General features: G+C 61.0%; 19 protein-coding genes and 1 tRNA gene. 13 read left to right on the plus strand and 7 right to left on the minus strand.

Features of this window, described 5'->3' with window-relative positions:
* Nucleotides 1–91 precede the first annotated feature (91 nt).
* Nucleotides 92–493 (minus strand): DNA-directed RNA polymerase subunit omega, encoded by a 402-nt coding sequence (gene rpoZ / locus ACYG9Y_RS17480; RefSeq protein ID WP_023670235.1) that lies wholly within the window; start codon nucleotides 491–493, stop codon nucleotides 92–94.
* A gap of 332 nt (nucleotides 494–825) precedes the next feature.
* Between rpoZ and ACYG9Y_RS17485 the strand changes: the two genes are divergently transcribed.
* Together ACYG9Y_RS17485 and ACYG9Y_RS17490 are read left to right on the plus strand one after the other, a co-directional pair.
* Nucleotides 826–1,407 (plus strand): LabA-like NYN domain-containing protein, encoded by a 582-nt coding sequence (locus ACYG9Y_RS17485; protein WP_023670234.1) that lies wholly within the window; start codon nucleotides 826–828, stop codon nucleotides 1,405–1,407.
* The gene (locus ACYG9Y_RS17490; RefSeq protein ID WP_023738564.1) at nucleotides 1,404–2,069 is read left to right on the plus strand and encodes a uracil-DNA glycosylase; all 666 of its coding nucleotides are present in this window, start codon (nucleotides 1,404–1,406) and stop codon (nucleotides 2,067–2,069) included. Before ACYG9Y_RS17485 ends, ACYG9Y_RS17490 begins: the two co-directional genes overlap by 4 nt.
* A gap of 268 nt (nucleotides 2,070–2,337) precedes the next feature.
* Here ACYG9Y_RS17490 and ACYG9Y_RS17495 read toward each other — a convergent pair whose 3' ends face one another.
* The 3 genes from ACYG9Y_RS17495 to dapA all read right to left on the minus strand — a co-directional run bounded on the left by ACYG9Y_RS17495 (nucleotide 2,338) and on the right by dapA (nucleotide 4,514).
* A complete protein-coding gene (locus tag ACYG9Y_RS17495) occupies nucleotides 2,338–3,057 on the minus strand; it encodes a glycoside hydrolase family 25 protein (RefSeq protein ID WP_031246407.1) in 720 nt (239 codons plus the stop codon).
* Nucleotides 3,058–3,127: 70 nt separating this feature from the next.
* Nucleotides 3,128–3,607 (minus strand): SsrA-binding protein SmpB, encoded by a 480-nt coding sequence (smpB, locus tag ACYG9Y_RS17500; protein WP_023687280.1) that lies wholly within the window; start codon nucleotides 3,605–3,607, stop codon nucleotides 3,128–3,130.
* Between the two features lie 25 nt (nucleotides 3,608–3,632).
* Complete coding sequence (gene dapA, locus ACYG9Y_RS17505) at nucleotides 3,633–4,514, minus strand: 4-hydroxy-tetrahydrodipicolinate synthase (protein WP_023732000.1); 882 nt, start codon at nucleotides 4,512–4,514, stop codon at nucleotides 3,633–3,635.
* A 276-nt stretch (nucleotides 4,515–4,790) separates the two neighbouring features.
* Between dapA and ACYG9Y_RS17510 the strand changes: the two genes are divergently transcribed.
* Complete coding sequence (locus ACYG9Y_RS17510; RefSeq protein ID WP_023732001.1) at nucleotides 4,791–6,824, plus strand: lytic transglycosylase domain-containing protein; 2,034 nt, start codon at nucleotides 4,791–4,793, stop codon at nucleotides 6,822–6,824.
* 311 nt (nucleotides 6,825–7,135) lie between these two features.
* Complete coding sequence (locus tag ACYG9Y_RS17515) at nucleotides 7,136–8,038, plus strand: alpha/beta fold hydrolase (protein WP_023732002.1); 903 nt, start codon at nucleotides 7,136–7,138, stop codon at nucleotides 8,036–8,038.
* 57 nt (nucleotides 8,039–8,095) lie between these two features.
* On the opposite strand, the gene ACYG9Y_RS17520 is transcribed toward ACYG9Y_RS17515, so the two are convergent.
* Together ACYG9Y_RS17520 and ACYG9Y_RS17525 are read right to left on the minus strand one after the other, a co-directional pair.
* Nucleotides 8,096–9,172, minus strand: coding sequence for a tyrosine-type recombinase/integrase (locus ACYG9Y_RS17520; RefSeq protein WP_023732003.1), 1,077 nt, complete (start codon nucleotides 9,170–9,172; stop codon nucleotides 8,096–8,098).
* A gap of 240 nt (nucleotides 9,173–9,412) precedes the next feature.
* The gene (locus ACYG9Y_RS17525; protein WP_023738562.1) at nucleotides 9,413–10,588 is read right to left on the minus strand and encodes a porin; all 1,176 of its coding nucleotides are present in this window, start codon (nucleotides 10,586–10,588) and stop codon (nucleotides 9,413–9,415) included.
* 322 nt (nucleotides 10,589–10,910) lie between these two features.
* Here ACYG9Y_RS17525 and ACYG9Y_RS17530 point away from each other — a divergent pair, with 322 nt between their 5' ends.
* The 4 genes from ACYG9Y_RS17530 to ACYG9Y_RS17545 all read left to right on the plus strand — a co-directional run bounded on the left by ACYG9Y_RS17530 (nucleotide 10,911) and on the right by ACYG9Y_RS17545 (nucleotide 12,948).
* Nucleotides 10,911–11,090, plus strand: coding sequence for a hypothetical protein (locus ACYG9Y_RS17530; protein ID WP_084014292.1), 180 nt, complete (start codon nucleotides 10,911–10,913; stop codon nucleotides 11,088–11,090).
* A tRNA-Ser gene (locus ACYG9Y_RS17535) sits at nucleotides 11,052–11,142 on the plus strand. Before ACYG9Y_RS17530 ends, ACYG9Y_RS17535 begins: the two co-directional genes overlap by 39 nt.
* Before the next feature lie 268 nt (nucleotides 11,143–11,410).
* Nucleotides 11,411–11,653: a GIY-YIG nuclease family protein gene (locus ACYG9Y_RS17540; protein WP_023670218.1), complete on the plus strand. Its 243-nt coding sequence runs from the start codon at nucleotides 11,411–11,413 to the stop codon at nucleotides 11,651–11,653.
* Between the two features lie 122 nt (nucleotides 11,654–11,775).
* Nucleotides 11,776–12,948, plus strand: coding sequence for a porin (locus tag ACYG9Y_RS17545; RefSeq protein WP_023732005.1), 1,173 nt, complete (start codon nucleotides 11,776–11,778; stop codon nucleotides 12,946–12,948).
* A gap of 161 nt (nucleotides 12,949–13,109) precedes the next feature.
* Here ACYG9Y_RS17545 and ACYG9Y_RS17550 read toward each other — a convergent pair whose 3' ends face one another.
* A complete protein-coding gene (locus tag ACYG9Y_RS17550) occupies nucleotides 13,110–14,789 on the minus strand; it encodes a tetratricopeptide repeat-containing sulfotransferase family protein (protein ID WP_023732006.1) in 1,680 nt (559 codons plus the stop codon).
* 109 nt (nucleotides 14,790–14,898) lie between these two features.
* Between ACYG9Y_RS17550 and ACYG9Y_RS17555 the strand changes: the two genes are divergently transcribed.
* The 5 genes from ACYG9Y_RS17555 to ACYG9Y_RS17575 all read left to right on the plus strand — a co-directional run bounded on the left by ACYG9Y_RS17555 (nucleotide 14,899) and on the right by ACYG9Y_RS17575 (nucleotide 19,321).
* Nucleotides 14,899–16,011, plus strand: coding sequence for a pyridoxal phosphate-dependent aminotransferase (locus ACYG9Y_RS17555; RefSeq protein ID WP_023738561.1), 1,113 nt, complete (start codon nucleotides 14,899–14,901; stop codon nucleotides 16,009–16,011).
* Nucleotides 16,012–16,166: 155 nt separating this feature from the next.
* Nucleotides 16,167–16,451: an acylphosphatase gene (locus ACYG9Y_RS17560; RefSeq protein ID WP_023738560.1), complete on the plus strand. Its 285-nt coding sequence runs from the start codon at nucleotides 16,167–16,169 to the stop codon at nucleotides 16,449–16,451.
* A gap of 69 nt (nucleotides 16,452–16,520) precedes the next feature.
* Nucleotides 16,521–17,177, plus strand: a complete 657-nt coding sequence (locus ACYG9Y_RS17565; protein ID WP_023735525.1) for a TetR/AcrR family transcriptional regulator — start codon at nucleotides 16,521–16,523, stop codon at nucleotides 17,175–17,177.
* 65 nt (nucleotides 17,178–17,242) lie between these two features.
* A complete protein-coding gene (locus ACYG9Y_RS17570) occupies nucleotides 17,243–18,406 on the plus strand; it encodes an isovaleryl-CoA dehydrogenase (protein WP_023735526.1) in 1,164 nt (387 codons plus the stop codon).
* Nucleotides 18,407–18,415: 9 nt separating this feature from the next.
* A complete protein-coding gene (locus ACYG9Y_RS17575) occupies nucleotides 18,416–19,321 on the plus strand; it encodes a hypothetical protein (RefSeq protein WP_155922473.1) in 906 nt (301 codons plus the stop codon).

Consider the following 19,321-nt stretch of genomic DNA (forward strand, 5'->3'; position numbering starts at 1 on the left):
CGCACTGATGTACGGCGCATCTCATAGATAGCCACGAAACACACGGGACGGAAGTGCCGGAACGATATTCCCGGCAGGTCCAGGGCAGCGATTAGTAGTCGTCGCTCTTTTCCGGGGGAACCAGGCCCTCGATGCCGGCCAAAAGGTCTTCCTCGGTCATGCGATCGAAGGTGACGTTTTCTTCCGCGTCGTCGGCGTCGGTAGCTGCAACTGCGTTGCCGGTCTGGTCGGCGATCGCCTCGCCGTCGGCCTCGGGCTCGTCAACTTCGACATGCTTCTGCAGCGAGTGGATCAGATCTTCCTTGAGGTCGTCGGGCGACAGCGTCTCGTCGGCGATCTCGCGCAGCGCCACGACCGGGTTCTTGTCGTTGTCGCGCGGCACGGTGATCGGCGCGCCCTGGCTGATCTGGCGGGCGCGATGGCCGGCAAGCAGCACGAGCTCGAAGCGGTTGTCGACCTTGTCGATGCAGTCTTCAACGGTTACGCGGGCCATTGATTGCCCCTTTCATGCCTGGATTTGATGGAAAACAGGCGCGGTCCATAACCCGAACGCCGCCAAAATACAAGCATTATGGCTCTGTGGCCCCATGGGCTGGCGAATGCCAGCTTCTGGCGCCGCTGAATGCCTTGCCGGCGAAGCCCGCCTACCGGGCGACGACACGGCTCCGATCACAATTGCTTGCAGTGCGCCCCGGCACCCTTGGATTGCCGTAAAACTGGCGCTATCTCGGTTGACGAAAGGTCAGCCGGTTTATTTGCGAGCCGAGCGATATAAACGACCCATTTCGATTAGTCCGCCACCTATTTCGAAAAAGGAATATTGCCATGTTCGACCCCCGTGAAAAAATCGCTCTTTTCATAGACGGCGCCAATCTCTACGCCACCTCGCGCGCACTCGGCTTCGACATAGACTACCGCAAACTGCTATCCAGCTTCCAGAAGCGCGGCTATTTGCTGCGGGCCTATTACTACACCGCTCTGGTCGAGGATCAGGAATACTCTTCGATCCGTCCCCTGATCGACTGGCTCGACTATAATGGCTTCAAGGTGGTGACCAAGCCGGCCAAGGAGTTCACCGACTCGACCGGCCGCCGCAAGATCAAGGGCAATATGGACATCGAACTGACCGTCGATGCGCTCGAACTTGCCGATGTTGTCGACCACTATGTCATCTTCTCCGGCGACGGCGACTTCCGCACACTGGTCGAAGCGCTGCAGCGGCGCGGCCGCAAGGTCTCGATCGTCTCCACCATGGCCTCGCAACCACCGATGATCTCGGACGATCTGCGCCGCCAGGCCGACCATTTCATCGATTTGACCTCGCTGAAGAACGAGGTCGGCCGCGATCCCTCCGAACGGCCGGTGCGCAGGCCCGAGCCGGCCGAAGTCGAAGAGGAAGACTATTGACGGCGGCGGCCTTGGACGCCGCTCCCGAACCCGACCGCGACTGCCCCCTCTGCCCGCGCCTGCATGATTTCATCGCAGACTGGCGGCAGCGCGAGCCGTCGTGGTTTAATGCGCCGGTGCCGACTTTCCTGCCGCCTGATGGCGAGGACGCCGTCGAGCTGCTGATCGTCGGGCTGGCGCCCGGCCTGCGCGGCGCCAACCGCACCGGGCGACCGTTCACCGGCGACTATGCCGGCGACCTGCTCTACTCAACGATGATCGCTCACGGTCTTGCCCGCGGCGAGTTCAAGGCGCGGCCGGATGACGGGCTCGAACTGATCGGCACCGCGATCACCAATGCGGTGCGCTGCGTGCCGCCGGAGAACAAGCCGGTCGGCGCCGAGATCGCCACTTGCCGCAGCTTTCTGGTGCCGACGATCGCGCGCTTTCCGAAATTGCGCGCCGTGCTGGCGCTGGGCTCGATCGCCCACCAGTCGACCGTCAGGGCGCTCGGTCAGCGCGTCGCTGCCTATCCGTTCAAGCACGGCGGTCAGTTGCCGGCCGGCGGCGTCACGCTGTTTTCCAGCTATCACTGCTCGCGCTACAACACCAACACTGGGGTGCTGACCGAAGCGATGTTCGTCAAGGTATTCAGCGACATCGCCGCCTTCTTGCGGAAGTAGCGTCCTTCAAAACCATCCAGCACGATCTTGCCCTTGGCTTGCCCGGGCGCGGATGACGAAGCTTGCCGAAAGGCGGGCATGACGAGACAGGCGCTCTCCAAAGCCTTGAGCGGCGACGGGAACCCGGAATTGCGACAATCATGAAAGTCCTGGAAGCGCTCGGTCTGAAACCGACCTTCGTTAGCGCGCAGACTGGCCGGAACGCTGGGTAGGGCCGATCAGCGCCGCGATGTTTGGTTCCAATCTCGCGCCGGTCGAGCACGCCAGGTCAAGGCGCGGCAAACAACTCAGCCAGCTTCTCCTGCCCGCCCCTCAGCACATTCAGATCGACATCGCCGGTGATGCCGTCGACGCGGCCCATATTGTGGTACTGCCAGTAGATCCAGTCGTTGCGACCTGGCTCCAGGAGCAACGAGCGACGCCAGAGCGGGCGAACGTCGATTTTCCCGGCATAGGCGTCCTCGGCCTCGTCGGTCAGGTAGATGATCGCCGGCTTGCCGAACGCAGCTTCAACCGGTCCGAGGAAGGCCTGGAGTTCCGCGCTCAGCTGCTCCGGCGACGGGCGTTGCGGGCAGTTGCCGCCGAATTCGATGTCGACGACCGGTGGCAGCAGCGGCTGGTCGTGCGGCACCACCGCGATGAAATTTTTCGCCTGGTCGGCGCCCGGCCGGCAGAAGGTGAAGAAGTGATAGGCGCCGACGGCGAGGCCCGCCGCGCGCGCCTCGCGCAGATTCTTGGCGAAGGCATCGTCGACATGGTCGCCGCCCTCGGTCGCCTTGATGACCGCGAAGGCGACATCGTCGGCGGCAACGCGCCGCCAGTCGATCTCACCCTGATGATGGGAAACGTCGATACCCCTGACCGGATAGCTGTCACGATCCGGCGAGAAGGCCCGGAAATAGAAGAAGCCGCCTGCCCCGACAAGACCCGCAAAGACCAGACTGGCCGCACCCCAGAGGATGATCCGGTTCTTCAAGCCTTCCCCCATCGTGTTTTGCTGCTGCAGCTGTTCGAAACCTGAAAGCCGACGTCTGGCTTTTCTGGGACTGCCCGAGGTTCTAGCCGCGTTCCTTCATGAGCCGGCCCTTTTCGCGCGACCAGTCGCGCTGCTTTTCGCTCTCGCGCTTGTCGTGCAGTTTCTTGCCGCGGCCGACGGCGAGCAGCAGCTTGGCACGGCCCTGGTCGTTGAAGTAGATTTTCAGCGGCACCAGCGTCATGCCTTCGCGGTCGATGCTCTGCGCCAGTTTTGCCATCTCGCGCTTGTTGAGCAGAAGCTTGCGACGCCGCCTGGGCTCGTGGTTGAAGCGGTTGGCCTGCAGGTATTCCGGCAGATAGGAATTGATCAGCCAGATCTCGCCACCCTCGACCGAGGCGTAGCTGTCCTGGATGTTGGCCTGGCCCTGGCGCAGCGACTTGACCTCGGTGCCGGTCAGCACCAGGCCGGCCTCGACCGTGTCGAGCACCTCATAGGAAAACCGCGCCTTGCGGTTTTCCGCAACGGTTTTGTTGTTTGGATCGGCTTTTCTGACCTGGTTCATGATGTGGAGAGGTGGCGCCTCATCCCTAGTTTATCAAGCCGGCGTGCTTCATCGCCGCATCGATCTTCTCGGCGGTCGACGCCTCGATGGTCACCAGCGGCGAGCGCACCACGTTCTCGACCTTGCCAATCTTCGACAGCGCGTATTTGACGCCGCACAGGCCGGGCTCAAGGAAGATCGCCTTGTGCAGCGGCAACAGACGGTCCTGCAATTCCAGCGCCTTGGCGCTGTCACCGGACAGTGTGGCTTCCTGGAATTCGGCGCACAGCCGCGGCGCGACATTCGACGTCACCGAGATGCAGCCGACGCCGCCATGGGCGTTGAAGCCGAGCGCCGAGGCATCCTCCCCTGAAAGCTGGATGAAATCCTTGCCGCAGGTGGCGCGCTGTTCGGACACGCGCTCGACCTTGCCGGTGGCATCCTTGACGCCGACGATGTTCTGGAAGTCGTGCGCCAGCCTGCCCATCGTCTCCGGCATCATGTCGATCACCGAGCGCGGCGGGATGTTGTAGATGATGATCGGCAGCTTGGTCGCCCTGGCGACAGCGGCGAAATGCTCGTACAAGCCGCGCTGTGTTGGCTTGTTGTAATAAGGCGTGACCACCAGAGCGGCGTCGGCGCCCGCCTGCTCGGCATATTGCACCAGACCGACCGCTTCCGCGGTGTTGTTGGAGCCGGCGCCGGCGACGACCGGAGCGCGCCCCTTGGCCACCTCGATGCAGACCTTGACGACATGGCGATGCTCGTCATGCGACAGCGTCGGCGACTCGCCGGTGGTGCCGACCGGGACGAGGCCCGTCGTGCCCTCGCCAAGTTGCCATTCGACGAAGGCGCGAAAGGCTTTCTCGTCGAAACGCCCGCTCTTTTCGAACGGTGTCACGAGCGCAGTAAGCGAGCCTCTCAGCATGTCGTCCAACTCCTTGGAACTTGTTTGTTTATGCGTATCATCGTCCCAAAACCGGTTCCCGCTTTTGGGCGACATGCATCGGGCGCCTTCTAGCCGAAAGCGAAGCCGCGCACCATAGTCTCGACACTGTTGCGCGGCAAGCATGCCGATGGTGCCAGCAAGCGCAATTCGAACGGCCTCGATAACCCTTTGTTTACGAGCTCTTCACGACCTAAGTCTAGGCTCTCGGGCACCTGGGCTTGCCACCTAAAGTGCCGCAACAGGGAAAGCAGGATCATGCCGGCCAGTCGGCCACTCCGCTTCATATTGCTTGGCGCCGTTGCCCTGCTGATAGTGGGGACGGCGGCAAACGAGAGCGTCGACGAGCAGACGACCTCATCGATCCCGATGCCTGACATGCAAGATGGAGCGCAGACCGATGCGCCCTCCGCCAATATCGCCGTGCTGAAAAGCGGTCTCGACGCGTTGGCGACCGGCGATATCGCCGCGGCACGAGCGGTGCGCGAAACATTGCCGGCCAGTTCGCTGGACCGCCATATCCTGGCCTGGGCGATCGCGCTCTATGGCGGCGACCGTGTGCCGAGCAGCGAGATTGCCGATACCGCAAAGATGTTGCCGAATTGGCCGGGCACCATCGCTCTGCGCAAGAACAGCGAGCGCGCGCTTTATCGCGAAAACCCCTCGCCGCAGACCGTGGTGAAAGCCTTTGACGGCAGCCAGCCGCTGACCTTTCAAGGCGTGGTCATCCTTGCCCGTTCTTATGTAGCTCTTGGCAACACCAAGGCTGCGCTTTCCGTGCTGTCGCCATTCTGGCGCACCGAGAAGCTGGAAGCCAGGGACGAGGCGGCCGTCAGCAAGGAGTTTGGCGCCATCATTCCGGCTGCCGACCATCGTTTCCGCATGGAACGGATGTTTTATGCCGACCGGGAGAATTCGGCACTGCGGGTCGCAGCACTTGCCGGCGCGCAACCGCTGGCCGATGCCTGGGCCGCCGCCTCGCGTGGCGACAAGAACGCGGCCAAGCTGTTGAAAGCAGTGCCTGCCGCACAGCAATCGGCCGGCTATTTCTTCGCGCAAGCCGAATATCTGCGCAAGCAGCGGAAGTTTGCGGACGCCGCCGCGGTGATGATGAAAGCGCCAACGAACCGCGACGCGTTGGTCGATCCCGATGCCTGGTGGGTAGAACGCCGCGTGCTGTCGCGCGCGCTGGTCGATCAGAGCGACTGGAAGACCGCCTACAAGATCGTTGCCGCGCACGCCGCCGAAAGTCCCGCCAGCGCCGCCGAGGCTGAATTCCACGCCGGCTGGTATGCGCTGCGCGGCCTCAACGATCCTGCGACGGCCTCGACCCATTTTGCCCGCATCGCCGATCTCGCGCAGGGACCGATGTCGCTGTCACGCGCCTATTACTGGCTTGGCCGCGCGGCGGAAGTCGGCGGTCCCGGCAATGCGAAGGATTATTTCACCAAGGCGGCAGCCTATGGCACCACTTTCTACGGGCAGTTGGCGGCGGAACGGGTTGGCTTGCGCACGCTGAACATCGCCTATCCCGAGCCAAGCACTGTCGACCGCCAAAGCTTTGACGGCCGCGAAGCCGTCAGCGCCATCAAGCGGCTGCAGGAGGCGGGCTACGACCGCTATGCCGAGACGCTTTACCGCGACCTCGCCGGGCAGTTGACCAGCCCCGGCGAGCTGGCGCTGCTTGCCTTGCTGGCGGAAAAGCAGGGCAATCATTTCATGGCGCTGAAGATCGGCAAGATCGCCGGCGCGCGCGGCATCGATGTCGGCGCGCTGTCGCATCCGCTGGGCGTCATTCCCGACACCGCCGACATTTCCGGCTCGGGCAAGGCGCTGGCCTACGCGATCGCCCGCCAGGAAAGCGAATTCAATGTCGGCGCCGTCTCCAGCGCCGGCGCGCGCGGCCTGCTGCAGCTGATGCCGGGCACCGCCAAGCAATTGGCGAAGAAGGCAGGACTGAGCTTTTCCCAGGATCGGCTGACCAGCGATGCCGGCTACAATGCGACGTTGGGGGCTGCCTTCCTCGGCGAGCAGCTCGACCGCTTCGGCGGCTCCTATGTGCTGACCTTCGCCGGCTACAATGCCGGCCCCAACCGCGCCAGCCAATGGGTAGCCAAGTACGGCGACCCGCGCGGCAAGGGCATCGACGCCGTCGTCGACTGGATCGAGCGGATTCCCTACACCGAAACAAGAAGTTACGTGCAGCGCGTGATGGAGAATTACGAGGTCTACAAGATGCGTATTTCGGGGAAGTACGACATCGTTGGGGATTTGGTGAACGGGCGGGGTTGAGGCGGCAGAGCTGTCGCCATGGGCAGACGTTGGCGATCCTTCGCGCCCCCCTCTGGCCTGCCGGCCATCTCCCCCACGAGTGGGGAGATCAGCTGTCGTTGCCGATTTCGCCAATCTCCAACGTCGAAGGAAGGGCGTAGCGCCTGAACCGCCAATCTCCCCCCTCGTGGGGGAGATGTCCGGCAGGACAGAGGGGGGCGCTGTCCCTCCGACATTTCCAAGAGTGTCAGCTTGCCGACAACCCTCGATTTGACCGCTCCCACCCTCGCCTGTAGCAGACGGAGACAATCCGGCCAGGGAGTCCTTTCAATATGTCGAGCACCGACGGCTTTTCCGATTTCTTCTACACAGCGCCGGACGGCCTCAGACTTCACGCTCGCATCTACGGTGAGACAAACTCGGGAAACTGGCCGGTGGTCTGCCTGCCCGGCCTGACCCGCAACGCGCGCGACTTTCATGAGTTGGCGCTTTATTTGTCACAGCGGGCCGACAATCCGCGCAAGGTCATCGCCTTCGACTACCGTGGCCGCGGCCAGTCCGCTTACGACCCTGATATCGGCCACTACACTATCGCCATCGAGGCCGGCGATGTCCTCGCCGGGCTGGCTGCCCTGGACGTCGAGGAAGCGGCCTTCATCGGCACATCGCGTGGCGGACTGATCATCCACGTGCTCGGCGCGCTGCGGCCAGCCATACTGAAAGCCATAGTGCTGAACGACATCGGACCCGTGATCGAGGCCGCGGGGCTGGCCCATATCCAAACCTATCTCGACCCGGCACCGAAACCGAAGAGCCGCCATGAGGCGATCGATGCGCAACGCGTCGCGCACGGAGCGGATTTTCCCGCTCTGACCGCGGCGGATTGGGAGCGGATGGTGTCGGCCCTCTACCGCGAGACGGACGAAGGCCTCCTGTTGCCGGATTTCGACCCCCAACTGGTCGAGACGGTGGCGGGCCTCGACCTCAGCAAGCCGTTGCCGGATCTGTGGCCACAGTTCGAGGCGCTGGCGGCGATATCTTTGCTTGCCATTCGCGGCGCCAACTCGAAACTCTTGTCGGCCGACACACTCGACGAGATGCAAAAGCGTCATCCCGGCATGGAAGCGACCACCGTCGAGGGCCAAGGCCATGCCCCCTTCCTGGAGACAGGCAACCTGCCGGGCGCTATCGCGGCCTTCCTGGATGGAGTACTAAATACGGCCCAGGATAAGTAAACCCCAAGATCATATGATCCTGGGGTTGCCATGGCAGTATATGAAAGCCTTGGGTAACTATTTGGCTTTCGAGCTTTTCCGGGGCGTCTTGGGTGCCTTCGCAGCTGCCGCTTTGCTCTTTTGGGCAGGTGCCGGCACTGAGGCCGTGGTCAGCGGCGATGCGAAGGCGGAGTTTTTTCCATCGCCGGATAACCCCTCGCCGCGGGGCGTTTCCAGCACGACAACGCAGCCGTCGAGATCGTTGGTGGCCAGATGCGCATAGCGCATGGTCATCGAAAGCGTCTGGTGGCCGAGCCACATCTGCACGCGGCGGATGTCGATGCCGCCCTGGACCAGACGTGAGGCACAGGTGTGACGCAAGATATGCGGCACCACCTGGTCGTCGGCGCCGAGGCCGACTTCGGCCTTGGCATCGTTCCAGATGGCGCGAAACTGCGCCTGGCTAAGTTTGGTGAACGGGCCCTTGGGCCGGCGGCCCACTGACGGAGGCAGTTTGATGACCTCCTTGACCCGCTCGGTCATCGGGATGGTGCGGCTGCGGCCGGATTTGGTGATCCAGAACGAGACGCGGTGTTCCTGGATGTCGTTCCAGATCAGTCCGAGCGCCTCGCCGAGGCGGCAGCCGCTGTCGACAAGAAAGACCGAGAGACGGTAGGCATCTTCGCTGCGGGTCCTGATGGCGGCAAACAGCCTTGCTTCTTCGTCCCTTTCGAGGAAACGAATCCGTCCCGCCCGCTCCTTCTGGCGGCGGAACTCGGGCAGGCTGTGGATATCCCCCATCTTGTAAGCCTTGCGCAGCAGTTTGCTGAGGGCAGCCATCTTTCGATTGATGGTTGCGTTGCTGTTGCCGCGCTGGCGCAAGGTGCCGATAAGATTATCAAGGGTGCCCTGGTCAAAGGCGCTGAACCGTTCTCCGAGGAGAATCTCGTCTATTTCGCCGATGAAGGAGCTGACATTGTATTTATGTCGCCCGTCATCCCAGAGTATGTCTCGGTACGCTGAAAAAAGCTCTCCGACCCGGTGCGACTTTACTTCTCTGATCTTGTTGTAGCTGTATTTTATCTTAGCATTTTGAGAAGAGAACATTGAGAAATGTTCGGAGGGGTCACCCTCTTGTATCGCGTCGATGGTCATAAATTGCCACACCCCCGAGTGGATAGAGTCAGACCTACCCGCTTGGAAGCGTCCTTTCAAGAGATTTAATCACGCAGTTGTGAATTCATCCGCCCATCAGCGGATCCCACGAACTCACCCTACGGACTGTTCAGCTGCCGATTCCCCCTGTTCCTTCTGCTTGTCTTGACCCAGTCGCGAAACAAAACAGCCCGGGCGTTGAAACGCCCGGGCTGGTATTCATTTGTTTAAAGCCAGCCCTTAGAACGAGCGCTGGAAGCGGAGCATACCGCCAATCTGGCTCTCGTCGTCAGCATTGGTCCAGTTGTGATTCGCGCCAAAGGCATCGTCATCCAAACTGCCCGCATTGAGGTAGTCGACCTCGGCCGTGACAGTGAAGCCGGGAACCACATCGTAGGCGATGTTCGCTGCGATGCCGAGGTTCTCACCTTCGTCATACGAGACCTGGACGTTGAATGAGGTCTTCTCGTTGATGGTGTAGGTGCCACCACCCCAGACCGCCCAGTTGCCATCCCACTGCTTGTAGAAGCCGCGGCCACCAGCATTGAAGACATAGGACTGATCCGTCAGATTGTCGTCGGTGCCATAGCCGCCCATGATGAACAGCGACAGGTTCTGCATCGGGGTGATGTCCAAACGAACCTTGCCGGCGACTTCTTCATAGTTGCTGTCGTAAGCGATGACGCCGGTGATGGCGCCCCAGCCCTGCGTGTACTTCAGACCGCCTACAACATGCGGAACGTAGCTGTCGATGGTGCCTGCGCCGTAGCGCCCAAATACGCCCCCGCCCGAGCCTTCTTCAAGCGAGAGGACGGCCGAGAAGCCGTTGCCCGCATCGAAGTAGTACTGGATGACGTTGGTGTCGAAATCGCCATAGGGAACGAGCGTATCCTGGATGACGTTGCCGGCATAGCCGATGAACGTATTGAAGGCCGATTCGTCCTTACCGACGCGCAGGCCACCAAGCTGGATCCAGGCGAAGTTCAGCGAAGCACCGGTGTTGCCAGCAGGGTTGCCATATAGGGTGGCATAGCGATTGCCATTCTGGAAGTTGAAACGGGTCTCGGTGTAGGTCTTCAAGGTGCCGAGTTCGGTTTCCTGGCCGGTCCAGGTCTTCAGCGCGAAGCGGGCCTTCTTGCGCCAGGTGTCGTTCTCGCCGCCATCCTCTACATCACGGGTCCTCGCACCGTCGAACGAGCCGACGTCGCCACCACTGATGTCGTAACGGATATAGCCGCCGATGCGCAGGCAGGTTTCGGTGCCGGGGATGTAGAAATAGCCCGAGCCGTAAACGTCGCAGATCTTGACGTATTCAGCCGGTTCCGGCTCAGCGACGACGACGGCGTCGGCGGCGCGCGCACCGGAAACTGCGATCAAGGCCGCAGCGGAGCCGAGAAGAAGGCTCTTAATGTTCATTTTCTGACCTCCAGTCAAAAGTTAAAAAACGGGTCTGGGTATTCTTTGCTGAAGGACAGCGTTCCCTGCCCCATCCCCACTACCGAAAAAGATGCGCACCGCGCCGCTCCTTCGAAATCGACATTACCCATGAGGCGGCGGCGTTCAACCACGATCGTACCGGCGAAAGGGCTATGCGGGCGCTATCCCCATGCGTTGTTGCACAAATGACACGATTTGGCCTCAGTCAGAAAGCTCTCATTAACTATCGAAGGGCCCGCAAGCCTTTTCCAGCGCCGCGCAATGCGGCCGAATCTGGCGATGGCCGGCCAGAATTGCGGCCATGTCGCCGACTCGCCAGCCAGGAACCGCCGCAGAATCGCCGCATGCAAAAGGCGGCGCTGCGGCCGAATGCGGATTTTTCAACGATTATCGCGCCGGCTTGTTGATTGTGCCGGCGCTTTTCTCTATCCAGCGGCGCAACGGAGAGGTGGCCGAGTGGTCGAAGGCGCTCCCCTGCTAAGGGAGTAGAGGTCAAAAGCTTCTCGTGGGTTCGAATCCCATCCTCTCCGCCATCCTGCTTCGCTCTTCGAGCTTCGCAGGACAAGCCCAACCCTCAGCGCGAAGCAGGATGGCGGAGAGGATGCCCTCCGAAGCCTTGGCGTAGGAGGGCCGGACCGTGTGGTGTGCTACGTGCCGCACAGCGTAAGCCCAGAGAATCCCTTGCAAATTCGATTGGCAGTCCTGCTTCGCTCTTCGAGCTTCGCAGGACAAGCCCACCTCAGCGCGAAGCAGGATGGCGGAGAGGATGCCCTCCGAAGCCCCGGCAAAGGAGAGCAGCTCATGTGGTATGTGTATCTTCTGGAGAGTACGGCTGCGGAAGGCGAACGCTATATCGGCATAACGACGGACCTGAAACGGCGGCTTGTCGAGCACAATGCGGGGAAATCCAGCCATACATCCAAGTTTCTGCCGTGGCGGATCGTCACCTATATGGCCTTTTCGAACCAGGCCAAGGCAGCTTCATTCGAGCGCTATCTCAAATCCGGTTCAGGGCATGCTTTCGCCAACAAGCGCCTGTGGTGATGGCCGCATCACCTGCCGCAAAGGTCCATCTTTTCAATAACTTCAACAATAACAATTGATTACAGCGAAAACGCTTGTCGCCGGCTTGACTATCTTGTTCGATTCTGACTGGAGGTCAGAAAATGAACATTAAGAGCCTTCTTCTCGGCTCCGCTGCGGCCTTGATCGCAGTTTCCGGTGCGCGCGCCGCCGACGCCGTCGTCGTCGCCGAGCCGGAACCGGCTGAATACGTCAAGATTTGCGACGTTTACGGCTCGGGCTACTTCTACATTCCCGGCACCGAAACCTGCCTGCGCATCGGCGGCTATGTCCGTTACGACATCGGCGCCGGCGACGTCGGCTCGTTCGACGGTGCGAGGTCCTTCGACCATAAGGATGGCGACGAGCAGGATACCTTCTACAAGAACGCCCGTTTCACGCTGAAGACCTGGACCGGCCAGGAAACCGAACTCGGCACCTTGAAGACCTACACCGAGACCCGCTTCAACTTCGGCAACCGCAACGGCTACCCGTCGGCAGACGATCCGGCAACGGAAGCAGACGAGTTCAACTCCAACCCTGCCGGCAACAAGAACGTTTCGCTGAACTTCGCCTGGATCCAGCTCGGTGGCCTGCGCGTCGGTAAGGACGAATCGGCCTTCGACACGTTCATCGGCTACGCCGGCAACGTCCTTCAGGATACGCTCGTTCCCTACGGCGATTTCGATACCAACGTGGTCCAGTACTACTTCGATGCGGGCAACGGCTTCTCGGCTGTCGTCTCTCTCGAAGAGGGCTCGGGCTTCGACACGATCGACAGCTACGTTCCGCATGTCGTCGGCGGTCTGAAGTACACGCAGGGCTGGGGCGCCATCACCGGCGTCGTCGCGTACGACAGCAACTATGAAGAAGTCGCCGGCAAGGTGCGTTTGGACGTCACCCCGATGCAGAACCTGTCGCTGTTCATCATGGGCGGCTACGGCACCGACGACAATTTGACGGACTCGAGCTATGCGATCGACGCCGGCGGCCGCGGCTTCTACAAGCAGTGGGGCGGTAACTGGGCATTCTGGGGTGGCGGCACCTACACCATCAACGAGAAGACCTCGTTCAATGCCCAGGTCTCGTATGACGAATGGAAGAATCTCGGTGTTGCCGCCAACATCGCCTACGACGTTGTTCCCGGCTTCACGGTCACGGCCGAAGTCGACTACCTCAATGCAGGCAAGTTCGACGACGCCAATTTCTCCAACTTCACCAACGCCGACAAGAAGAGCAGCATTGGCGGCCTGCTGCGCTTCCAGCGCTCGTTCTAACAGGCAGAGCCTGGCTCAAAATCGAACCCGGCGGGCGCCGCCGGGTTTTTTGGTCCGTCGCGCCTTTTTCAGACGTTGCAGGTGTCGACCTTCTCAACGGCTGCCCAGATTGCCGGAAAGGCGACGCGGTGTGCTCATGATGTCTGGATTCCAGATTCAGATCAGATATGAGCCAAATCGCCGAGGGCCTCAATCAGCGGCTGGATCTCGCTTTCGTAGTTCTTCCACCGCTTGACGGACGACGTATAGATAGGCTGGCGGACCTGCCAATCGCTGTAGGTGTTTACAGAGCCCCCCCTGTCAAAAAAGCGCAAGCAGGCATCGTGCCAAGGCAGTCCGAGATAATCTATGAGCCGGCGCGACTGCTTCTCTTGATTTTCAATCAACGTCTCGTACCGGTTTTCAAAGATACGGCCCGGGAAAATCTTGTCCCAATGCCGCATCAGGCGATCGTACTCCCTGTAGTAAAGTCCCAGCGTCTCAAGATCGGCGCTATAGCTATGCGCCGTACTGAACTGCAGGACAAAGCAAGAGATGCAGTTGTCGATGGCGTCGCGGCGACAATGAATGACACGCGCATTGGGAAAAAGAATGCCAATCAGGCCGACCAACTCGAAATTATGCGGCATCTTGTCGACAATTCGAAGCGCATCGGGCGCTCGCTCGCGCAGGTAGGCAACGTGCTCCGCAGCCAGCATCGTCGACAACTCAGGCGTCATCAATGCGAGCGCTTCCCTGGGGTTTACGTCGGAACCATACCCAAGATCGATCCCATTCGATATGCGTCTAAGCTTGGTTAACTCTCCAGCGCCATGAACAGCGGGGTGGCTGGCGCAGATCTGCTCAGTCAGTGTTGTGCCCGAGCGGGGCATACCGACCACGAACACAGGGACCTCCGAGGTATTACCGCGAGCAGACCTTGAAGCCACCAGTTCCGGTGTAAAGGTTTCGATCAGGGCGTCGACCCAGCGACGGTAGGATTGCAGATCGAATCTCTGGCCGCCGGCCTGATTTCCTTTTTTGAAGTGATCCATCGCCTCCTTGTAGCGGCGGAGGTCGTTGAGCAGTTTTCCGGCGGCGTGATGAAGCGCCGGCGCCCCTTCCGATCCGTGGTGGGGGTCTTGAAGTTCCGTCAGGATCGCCTCAAGTTCTGGCGGCTCTTCGGCGAATTTGCGCGTGCGTACAAGCGCGTTGTAGGCAGCAGGTATCGCAATGCGTCGTTCTATTGCCTCTTTCAGATGAGTCGCGGCTTCGTCCATACGGCCGAGACTTGCCAGCGCGCGAGGCAACCCTAACCGGGCTGCGGGATGATCCCGATCGACCCTGAGCGCCTTCTCGTAGAGAGGCAGCGCCATTTCCCCCTTGTCAAACGAATTGTATGCATCACCCAAGGCGCAAAGCGCTTCCACAAGATCCGGCTTCAAAGCCAGTGCGTGCTGAATGTGTTTGATCGCCGGCGTAAACTCGCTGAGCCTCAAATAGGCTTGACCGAGGCTAAGGTGGTAGTAGGGATTTAGAGGCTCCTGCGCGATCGCCCGACCAAAATACCGCAGGACCTTCTCGTCGTCGTACCCGATGCCCAGCGTACCTAGTACGTAGAGGGCCAGTGGATGTTCGGGCGTTCTCGCCAGAACGCGATGACAGAGTTCTTCCGCCTCAGGCAATCGATTCTGTTGCTGGAACTCGAGCGCCTGCCTCAACAACATATCATTGGCCTGAGCGCGAGACGGAGCCGCCATTGCGGGCTGAAGTTTCGGTTGCCCAACCTTCGGCGGTGCGCCCTTCGGTGCTGGTTGGGTTTTAAGGTGCTTGGCCCAAGCGGGCGGCAATCGGTTGCTCATTCTATCTCGCTAGCAAAACGGATCGGCGAAATCCAGTGCGGCATTGTCATCTTGCGCCCAACATGCCTCCACGCTAGCAAGAAGGCCCATTTTCTCGTGAGCCTTTGCCATGCGCCAGCGCCCTGCCCTCACGCCGCTTGTCGGCGCGCTTCCCTCGACGGTGCCGTTTGTCGGACCGGAAGCGCAGGAGCGCGAGCGCGGACGTGCTTTTCGCGCCCGCATCGGCGCCAATGAAAGCAGCTTCGGGCCTTCGCCGCGCGTTATCGCCCGTATGGAGCGCGTCGCGCGTGACCAGTGGATGTATTGCGATCCCGACAATTACGAGCTGAAGCAGGCTGCGGCCGCCCATCTCGGCATCGGCGCCGAAAACGTCGTGGTCGGCGAAGGCATAGACGGGCTGCTTAGCCTGGTGGCGCGCATGTATGTCGCGCTTGGCGACGCGGTGGTCACCTCGCTCGGCGCCTATCCGACCTTCAACTTCCACGTTGCCGGCGTCGGCGGCCGGCTGGTCACGGTGCCTTACGAGAACGACAAGGAAAGTCTGGACGGACTGCTCAAGGCAGTTATCAAGGAGAAGGCGCCGCTGGTCTATCTCTCCAACCCGGACAATCCGATGGGCAGCTGGTGGGAAGCGAGCGAGATCATCGGCTTTATCGAAGCCTTGCCGGAAACCACCATGCTGGTGCTCGACGAGGCCTATTGCGAATTGGGGCCGGCCTCGGCGCTGCCGCCGATCGATGTCGCGCGGCCCAACGTCATCCGCATGCGCACCTTCTCCAAGGCCTATGGGCTGGCCGGCATACGCTGCGGCTATGCGGTGGCCGAGGCTGAGGTGATCCGCGATTTCGAGAAGATCCGCAACCATTACGGCGTCAGCCGCATGGCGCAGATCGCCGGCGTCGAGGCGCTGGCCGACCAGGCCTGGCTGCACAGCGTGGTGGCGCGGGTCGCGGCCGGCCGCACACGCATCGCCGGGATTGCGGAGACGAACGGCCTGAAGCCGCTGCCATCGGCGACCAATTTCGTCACCATCGACTGCGGCCAGGACGGCGCCTTCGCGCTGAAAGTGCTGCAAAACCTTTTGTCGCGCGACGTTTTCATCCGCAAGCCGATGGCGCCAAGGCTCGAACGTTGCATCCGGGTCAGCGTCGGCCTCGATCATGAACTCGACATCTTTGCCGAGGAACTGCCCGGCGCACTCGCCGCGGCGCGGGGAAACTAGCGCCGCCGATTGCCATCGCAACAGAGCCTGCCGAGGCCGCCAAGGCCAAAACAGAATCAGCCGCGACCCCGACTCCGTCGATCCAGCAGCAATCCGAAGTCAAGCCTGTTGCTTTCGTCCGATTCCGCGCCAGTTTCTGTGCATGGGAGGCAACGATGGATGACCGGCAAAGGGCAGTGCAGGCGCGTGTGCATGGCAAGGTGCAAGGCGTCGGCTACCGGATGTGGGCGCGACGCGAAGCGACAGGGCTTGGCCTCGTAGGTTGGGTACGCAATGAACGAGACGGCACGGTGACGGCCTCGATTGCCGGTGCCGATGCTGCGGTTTCCACAATGATCGAACGGCTCCGGCAAGGGCCAAGGGGAGCTTCGGTTTCGAGGGTCGAGATCGAAGAATTCGAACTCCTCGACGCGCCCATCGACTTTCGGATCATTGTCTAGACGGAACCACTTTATTGCCGCTTGAATTAATTGAACGTTCGTTTTATTACTAAATACCGGGAGACTATCATGGCACGCACAACGGGATCCGACGGCGAAAAAACTGAAGCGGCCGTCCGCGAGGCAGCGGTCAGCCTGATCGCCCGCTTCGGCTATGAGGCGACGTCGATGCGGCAGCTTGCCGCCGAGGTCGGCGTCCAGGCGGCCGCGCTCTACCGCTATTTTCCGACCAAGGAAGACCTGCTGTTCACGCTGATGCGCGAACATATGGAAGGGCTGATCGAAGCGTGGGACGCCGCACGCCCCGACGCTGCCGATCCGGCAACGCGGCTTGCCGCCTATGTCGAAAACCACATCGCTTTCCACATCGAGCGCCGCCACTCCACCCATGTCTCGAACATGGAATTGCGCAGCCTGTCACATGACCGGCTGACGCAGATCCTTCGCATGCGCACCGCCTATGAGAAGGAGTTGCGCGCCATCCTGCGCGACGGCGCGGAGGCCGGCGCCTTCAGTGTCGATGACACCGGGCTCACTGCCATGGCGCTGATCCAGATGATGACCGGCGTCATCGTCTGGTTCCGGCCGGGCGAGCGGCTGTCGATGGCTGAAGTCACGGCGACATATCTTTCAATGACAATGCGCCTGGTTGGCGCGAACATAGACGGCAAGACTTACAGCGCCGCGCGTCCCTTCGGACGCGCAAATGACGCTGTAGCATTTTGATTTCGCGCATGATCCTTTCCGAAAATCAAAGTTGATTTCGGGGTCATGCGGCAGGAGGGAACGGCATGTACACGAACACACTCAGCTTCGGGCATGACGAGGACATCGAGGCGCTGCGCGATCTGGTGCGCCGCTTTGCCCAGGAGAAAATAGCGCCGATCGCCGCCGAGATCGACCGCAGCAACCAGTTCCCCGCGCATCTGTGGAAAGAACTCGGCGCGCTCGGCCTGCTTGGAATCACCGCCGATCCCGATTTCGGCGGTAGCGGCATGGGCTACCTCGCCCATGTCATTGCGGTGGAAGAGATTTCGCGCGCCTCGGGCTCGGTCGGCCTTTCCTACGGCGCCCATTCGAACCTCTGCGTCAACCAGATCAACCGCTGGGCGACACCTGCGCAGAAGGAGAAATTCCTGCCGGCATTGTGCTCGGGCGAAAGGGCAGGTGCGCTGGCCATGTCGGAATCGGGCGCCGGCTCCGACGTCGTCTCGCTCAAGCTGCGCGCCGAAAAGCGCAACGACCGCTATGTGCTCAACGGCTCGAAAATGTGGATCACCAACGGCCCCGACGCTGAAACGCTGGTGGTCTACGCCAAGACCGATCCGGAGCGGAAATCGCACGGCATCACCGCCTTCATCGTCGAAAAGACCATGGCCGGCTTCTCGGCATCGCCAAAGCTCGACAAGCTCGGCATGCGCGGCTCCAACACCGGCGAACTGGTGTTCGACAATGTCGAGGTGCCCTATGACAATGTGCTGCATGAGGAGGGCCGCGGCGTCGAGGTCCTGATGTCGGGCCTCGACTACGAGCGCACCGTGCTCGCCGGCGGCCCGCTCGGGCTGATGGCGGCGAGCCTCGACGTTGCCGTCCCCTATGTGCATGAGCGCAAGCAGTTCGGCCAGCCGATCGGCGAGTTCCAGCTGGTGCAGGGCAAGCTCGCCGACATGTATTCGACGATGAACGCCGCGCGCGCGTACGTTTATGCCGTCGCGGCTGCCTGCGATCGCGGCCAGACGACACGCAAGGATGCCGCCGGCTGCGTGCTGTTTGCCGCCGAGAAGGCGACGCTGATGGCGCTCGACGCCATCCAGCTGCTTGGCGGCAACGGCTATACCAACGAGTATCCGACCGGCCGGCTGTTGCGCGACGCCAAGCTCTACGAAATCGGCGCCGGCACCAGCGAGATTCGACGCTGGCTGATCGGGCGCGAGATCATGGCGGAAGGGGTGTGAGCGATTTCAATGCCTGGTTTGCCAAAATACCTTGGAGTATTAGCACGGACTATCGTCGCATTGATCCCATTGTCGGGATTCGCGAATGCCGCCTCTTCAGATATGCCGCAATTTCGAGACGTTGCAGCACTGCGGGTTGAAGTCATTTCCCGCCTGAAGGCTGACAGCCGAGTCAAGCAAGCAATTCCCAACCCCGCCGATCCGGCGCGTCTTGACGTAACCAGGGTCGGTTCTACCGGCAAGGATATTCATCTTCAGGTGGACGTTACGAACCTGCTAGGCCGCATTCGCGACCTGCCGGCGGGAGAGGCGGAAACCGAAATCGAACGTTTTCTAACCACGCTCGTGCTCAGCGATAGCGAAAGCGGCTTCCAGGCCGATCTACTGATTGCCAACATTCGACCGCGCGAACATCTCGACGCTTTCAAAGGCGATGGCACAGAGCCCGACAAAGGACCGGCGTTTGAAACCTTGGCGGGTGACGTCGTGATCCTTTACCAAATCGACAATGAGGACTCGCTCGCCAGCGTCCGGCTTGACGATGTTGGAGACCGCTCACTCGCACAGCTTCGCCAGCTTGCTCTGGAAAACATCAACAAGCAGATTACGAAGGTCAAGCAGGAGCGTATCCTCGACGGGATATCGATCTTCACCGTCGAAGGGGATGAGGCCATCTCACCCGCTCTCCTCCTGACCGAAAAATTCTGGGCCACGCTTGGACCGCAATTCCCCAACGGCGTTTTCATAGCCATTCCAAAACGCGATGCCATCGTCGTTGTAGACAAGCGGCTTCCCAATGCGGTTCAGTTTGCTCGCTCATTTATCGACAAGGTTTTCAAGACCGAACCTGATCTTCTCTCCGAGTACATTTTCGAGCGCCGTGACGGCAAGCTGCAAGTCGTGGCAGAGCAATAG

Source organism: Mesorhizobium sp. W050, from assembly GCF_054719535.1.

What these genes read in the sequence shown, in the direction of transcription:
- ACYG9Y_RS17570 (WP_023735526.1), top strand. Translation starts at nt 17,243, where the DNA reads ATGTACACGAACACACTCAGCTTCGGGCATGACGAGGACATCGAGGCG.
- ACYG9Y_RS17520 (WP_023732003.1), bottom strand. Translation starts at nt 9,172, where the DNA reads ATGACCATCGACGCGATACAAGAGGGTGACCCCTCCGAACATTTCTCA.
- ACYG9Y_RS17545 (WP_023732005.1), top strand. Translation starts at nt 11,776, where the DNA reads ATGAACATTAAGAGCCTTCTTCTCGGCTCCGCTGCGGCCTTGATCGCA.
- ACYG9Y_RS17560 (WP_023738560.1), top strand. Translation starts at nt 16,167, where the DNA reads ATGGATGACCGGCAAAGGGCAGTGCAGGCGCGTGTGCATGGCAAGGTG.
- ACYG9Y_RS17540 (WP_023670218.1), top strand. Translation starts at nt 11,411, where the DNA reads ATGTGGTATGTGTATCTTCTGGAGAGTACGGCTGCGGAAGGCGAACGC.
- ACYG9Y_RS17495 (WP_031246407.1), bottom strand. Translation starts at nt 3,057, where the DNA reads ATGGGGGAAGGCTTGAAGAACCGGATCATCCTCTGGGGTGCGGCCAGT.
- ACYG9Y_RS17530 (WP_084014292.1), top strand. Translation starts at nt 10,911, where the DNA reads ATGTCGCCGACTCGCCAGCCAGGAACCGCCGCAGAATCGCCGCATGCA.
- rpoZ (WP_023670235.1), bottom strand. Translation starts at nt 493, where the DNA reads ATGGCCCGCGTAACCGTTGAAGACTGCATCGACAAGGTCGACAACCGC.
- ACYG9Y_RS17565 (WP_023735525.1), top strand. Translation starts at nt 16,521, where the DNA reads ATGGCACGCACAACGGGATCCGACGGCGAAAAAACTGAAGCGGCCGTC.
- smpB (WP_023687280.1), bottom strand. Translation starts at nt 3,607, where the DNA reads ATGAACCAGGTCAGAAAAGCCGATCCAAACAACAAAACCGTTGCGGAA.
- ACYG9Y_RS17550 (WP_023732006.1), bottom strand. Translation starts at nt 14,789, where the DNA reads ATGAGCAACCGATTGCCGCCCGCTTGGGCCAAGCACCTTAAAACCCAA.
- ACYG9Y_RS17510 (WP_023732001.1), top strand. Translation starts at nt 4,791, where the DNA reads ATGCCGGCCAGTCGGCCACTCCGCTTCATATTGCTTGGCGCCGTTGCC.
- dapA (WP_023732000.1), bottom strand. Translation starts at nt 4,514, where the DNA reads ATGCTGAGAGGCTCGCTTACTGCGCTCGTGACACCGTTCGAAAAGAGC.
- ACYG9Y_RS17525 (WP_023738562.1), bottom strand. Translation starts at nt 10,588, where the DNA reads ATGAACATTAAGAGCCTTCTTCTCGGCTCCGCTGCGGCCTTGATCGCA.
- ACYG9Y_RS17555 (WP_023738561.1), top strand. Translation starts at nt 14,899, where the DNA reads ATGCGCCAGCGCCCTGCCCTCACGCCGCTTGTCGGCGCGCTTCCCTCG.
- ACYG9Y_RS17485 (WP_023670234.1), top strand. Translation starts at nt 826, where the DNA reads ATGTTCGACCCCCGTGAAAAAATCGCTCTTTTCATAGACGGCGCCAAT.
- ACYG9Y_RS17575 (WP_155922473.1), top strand. Translation starts at nt 18,416, where the DNA reads ATGCCTGGTTTGCCAAAATACCTTGGAGTATTAGCACGGACTATCGTC.
- ACYG9Y_RS17515 (WP_023732002.1), top strand. Translation starts at nt 7,136, where the DNA reads ATGTCGAGCACCGACGGCTTTTCCGATTTCTTCTACACAGCGCCGGAC.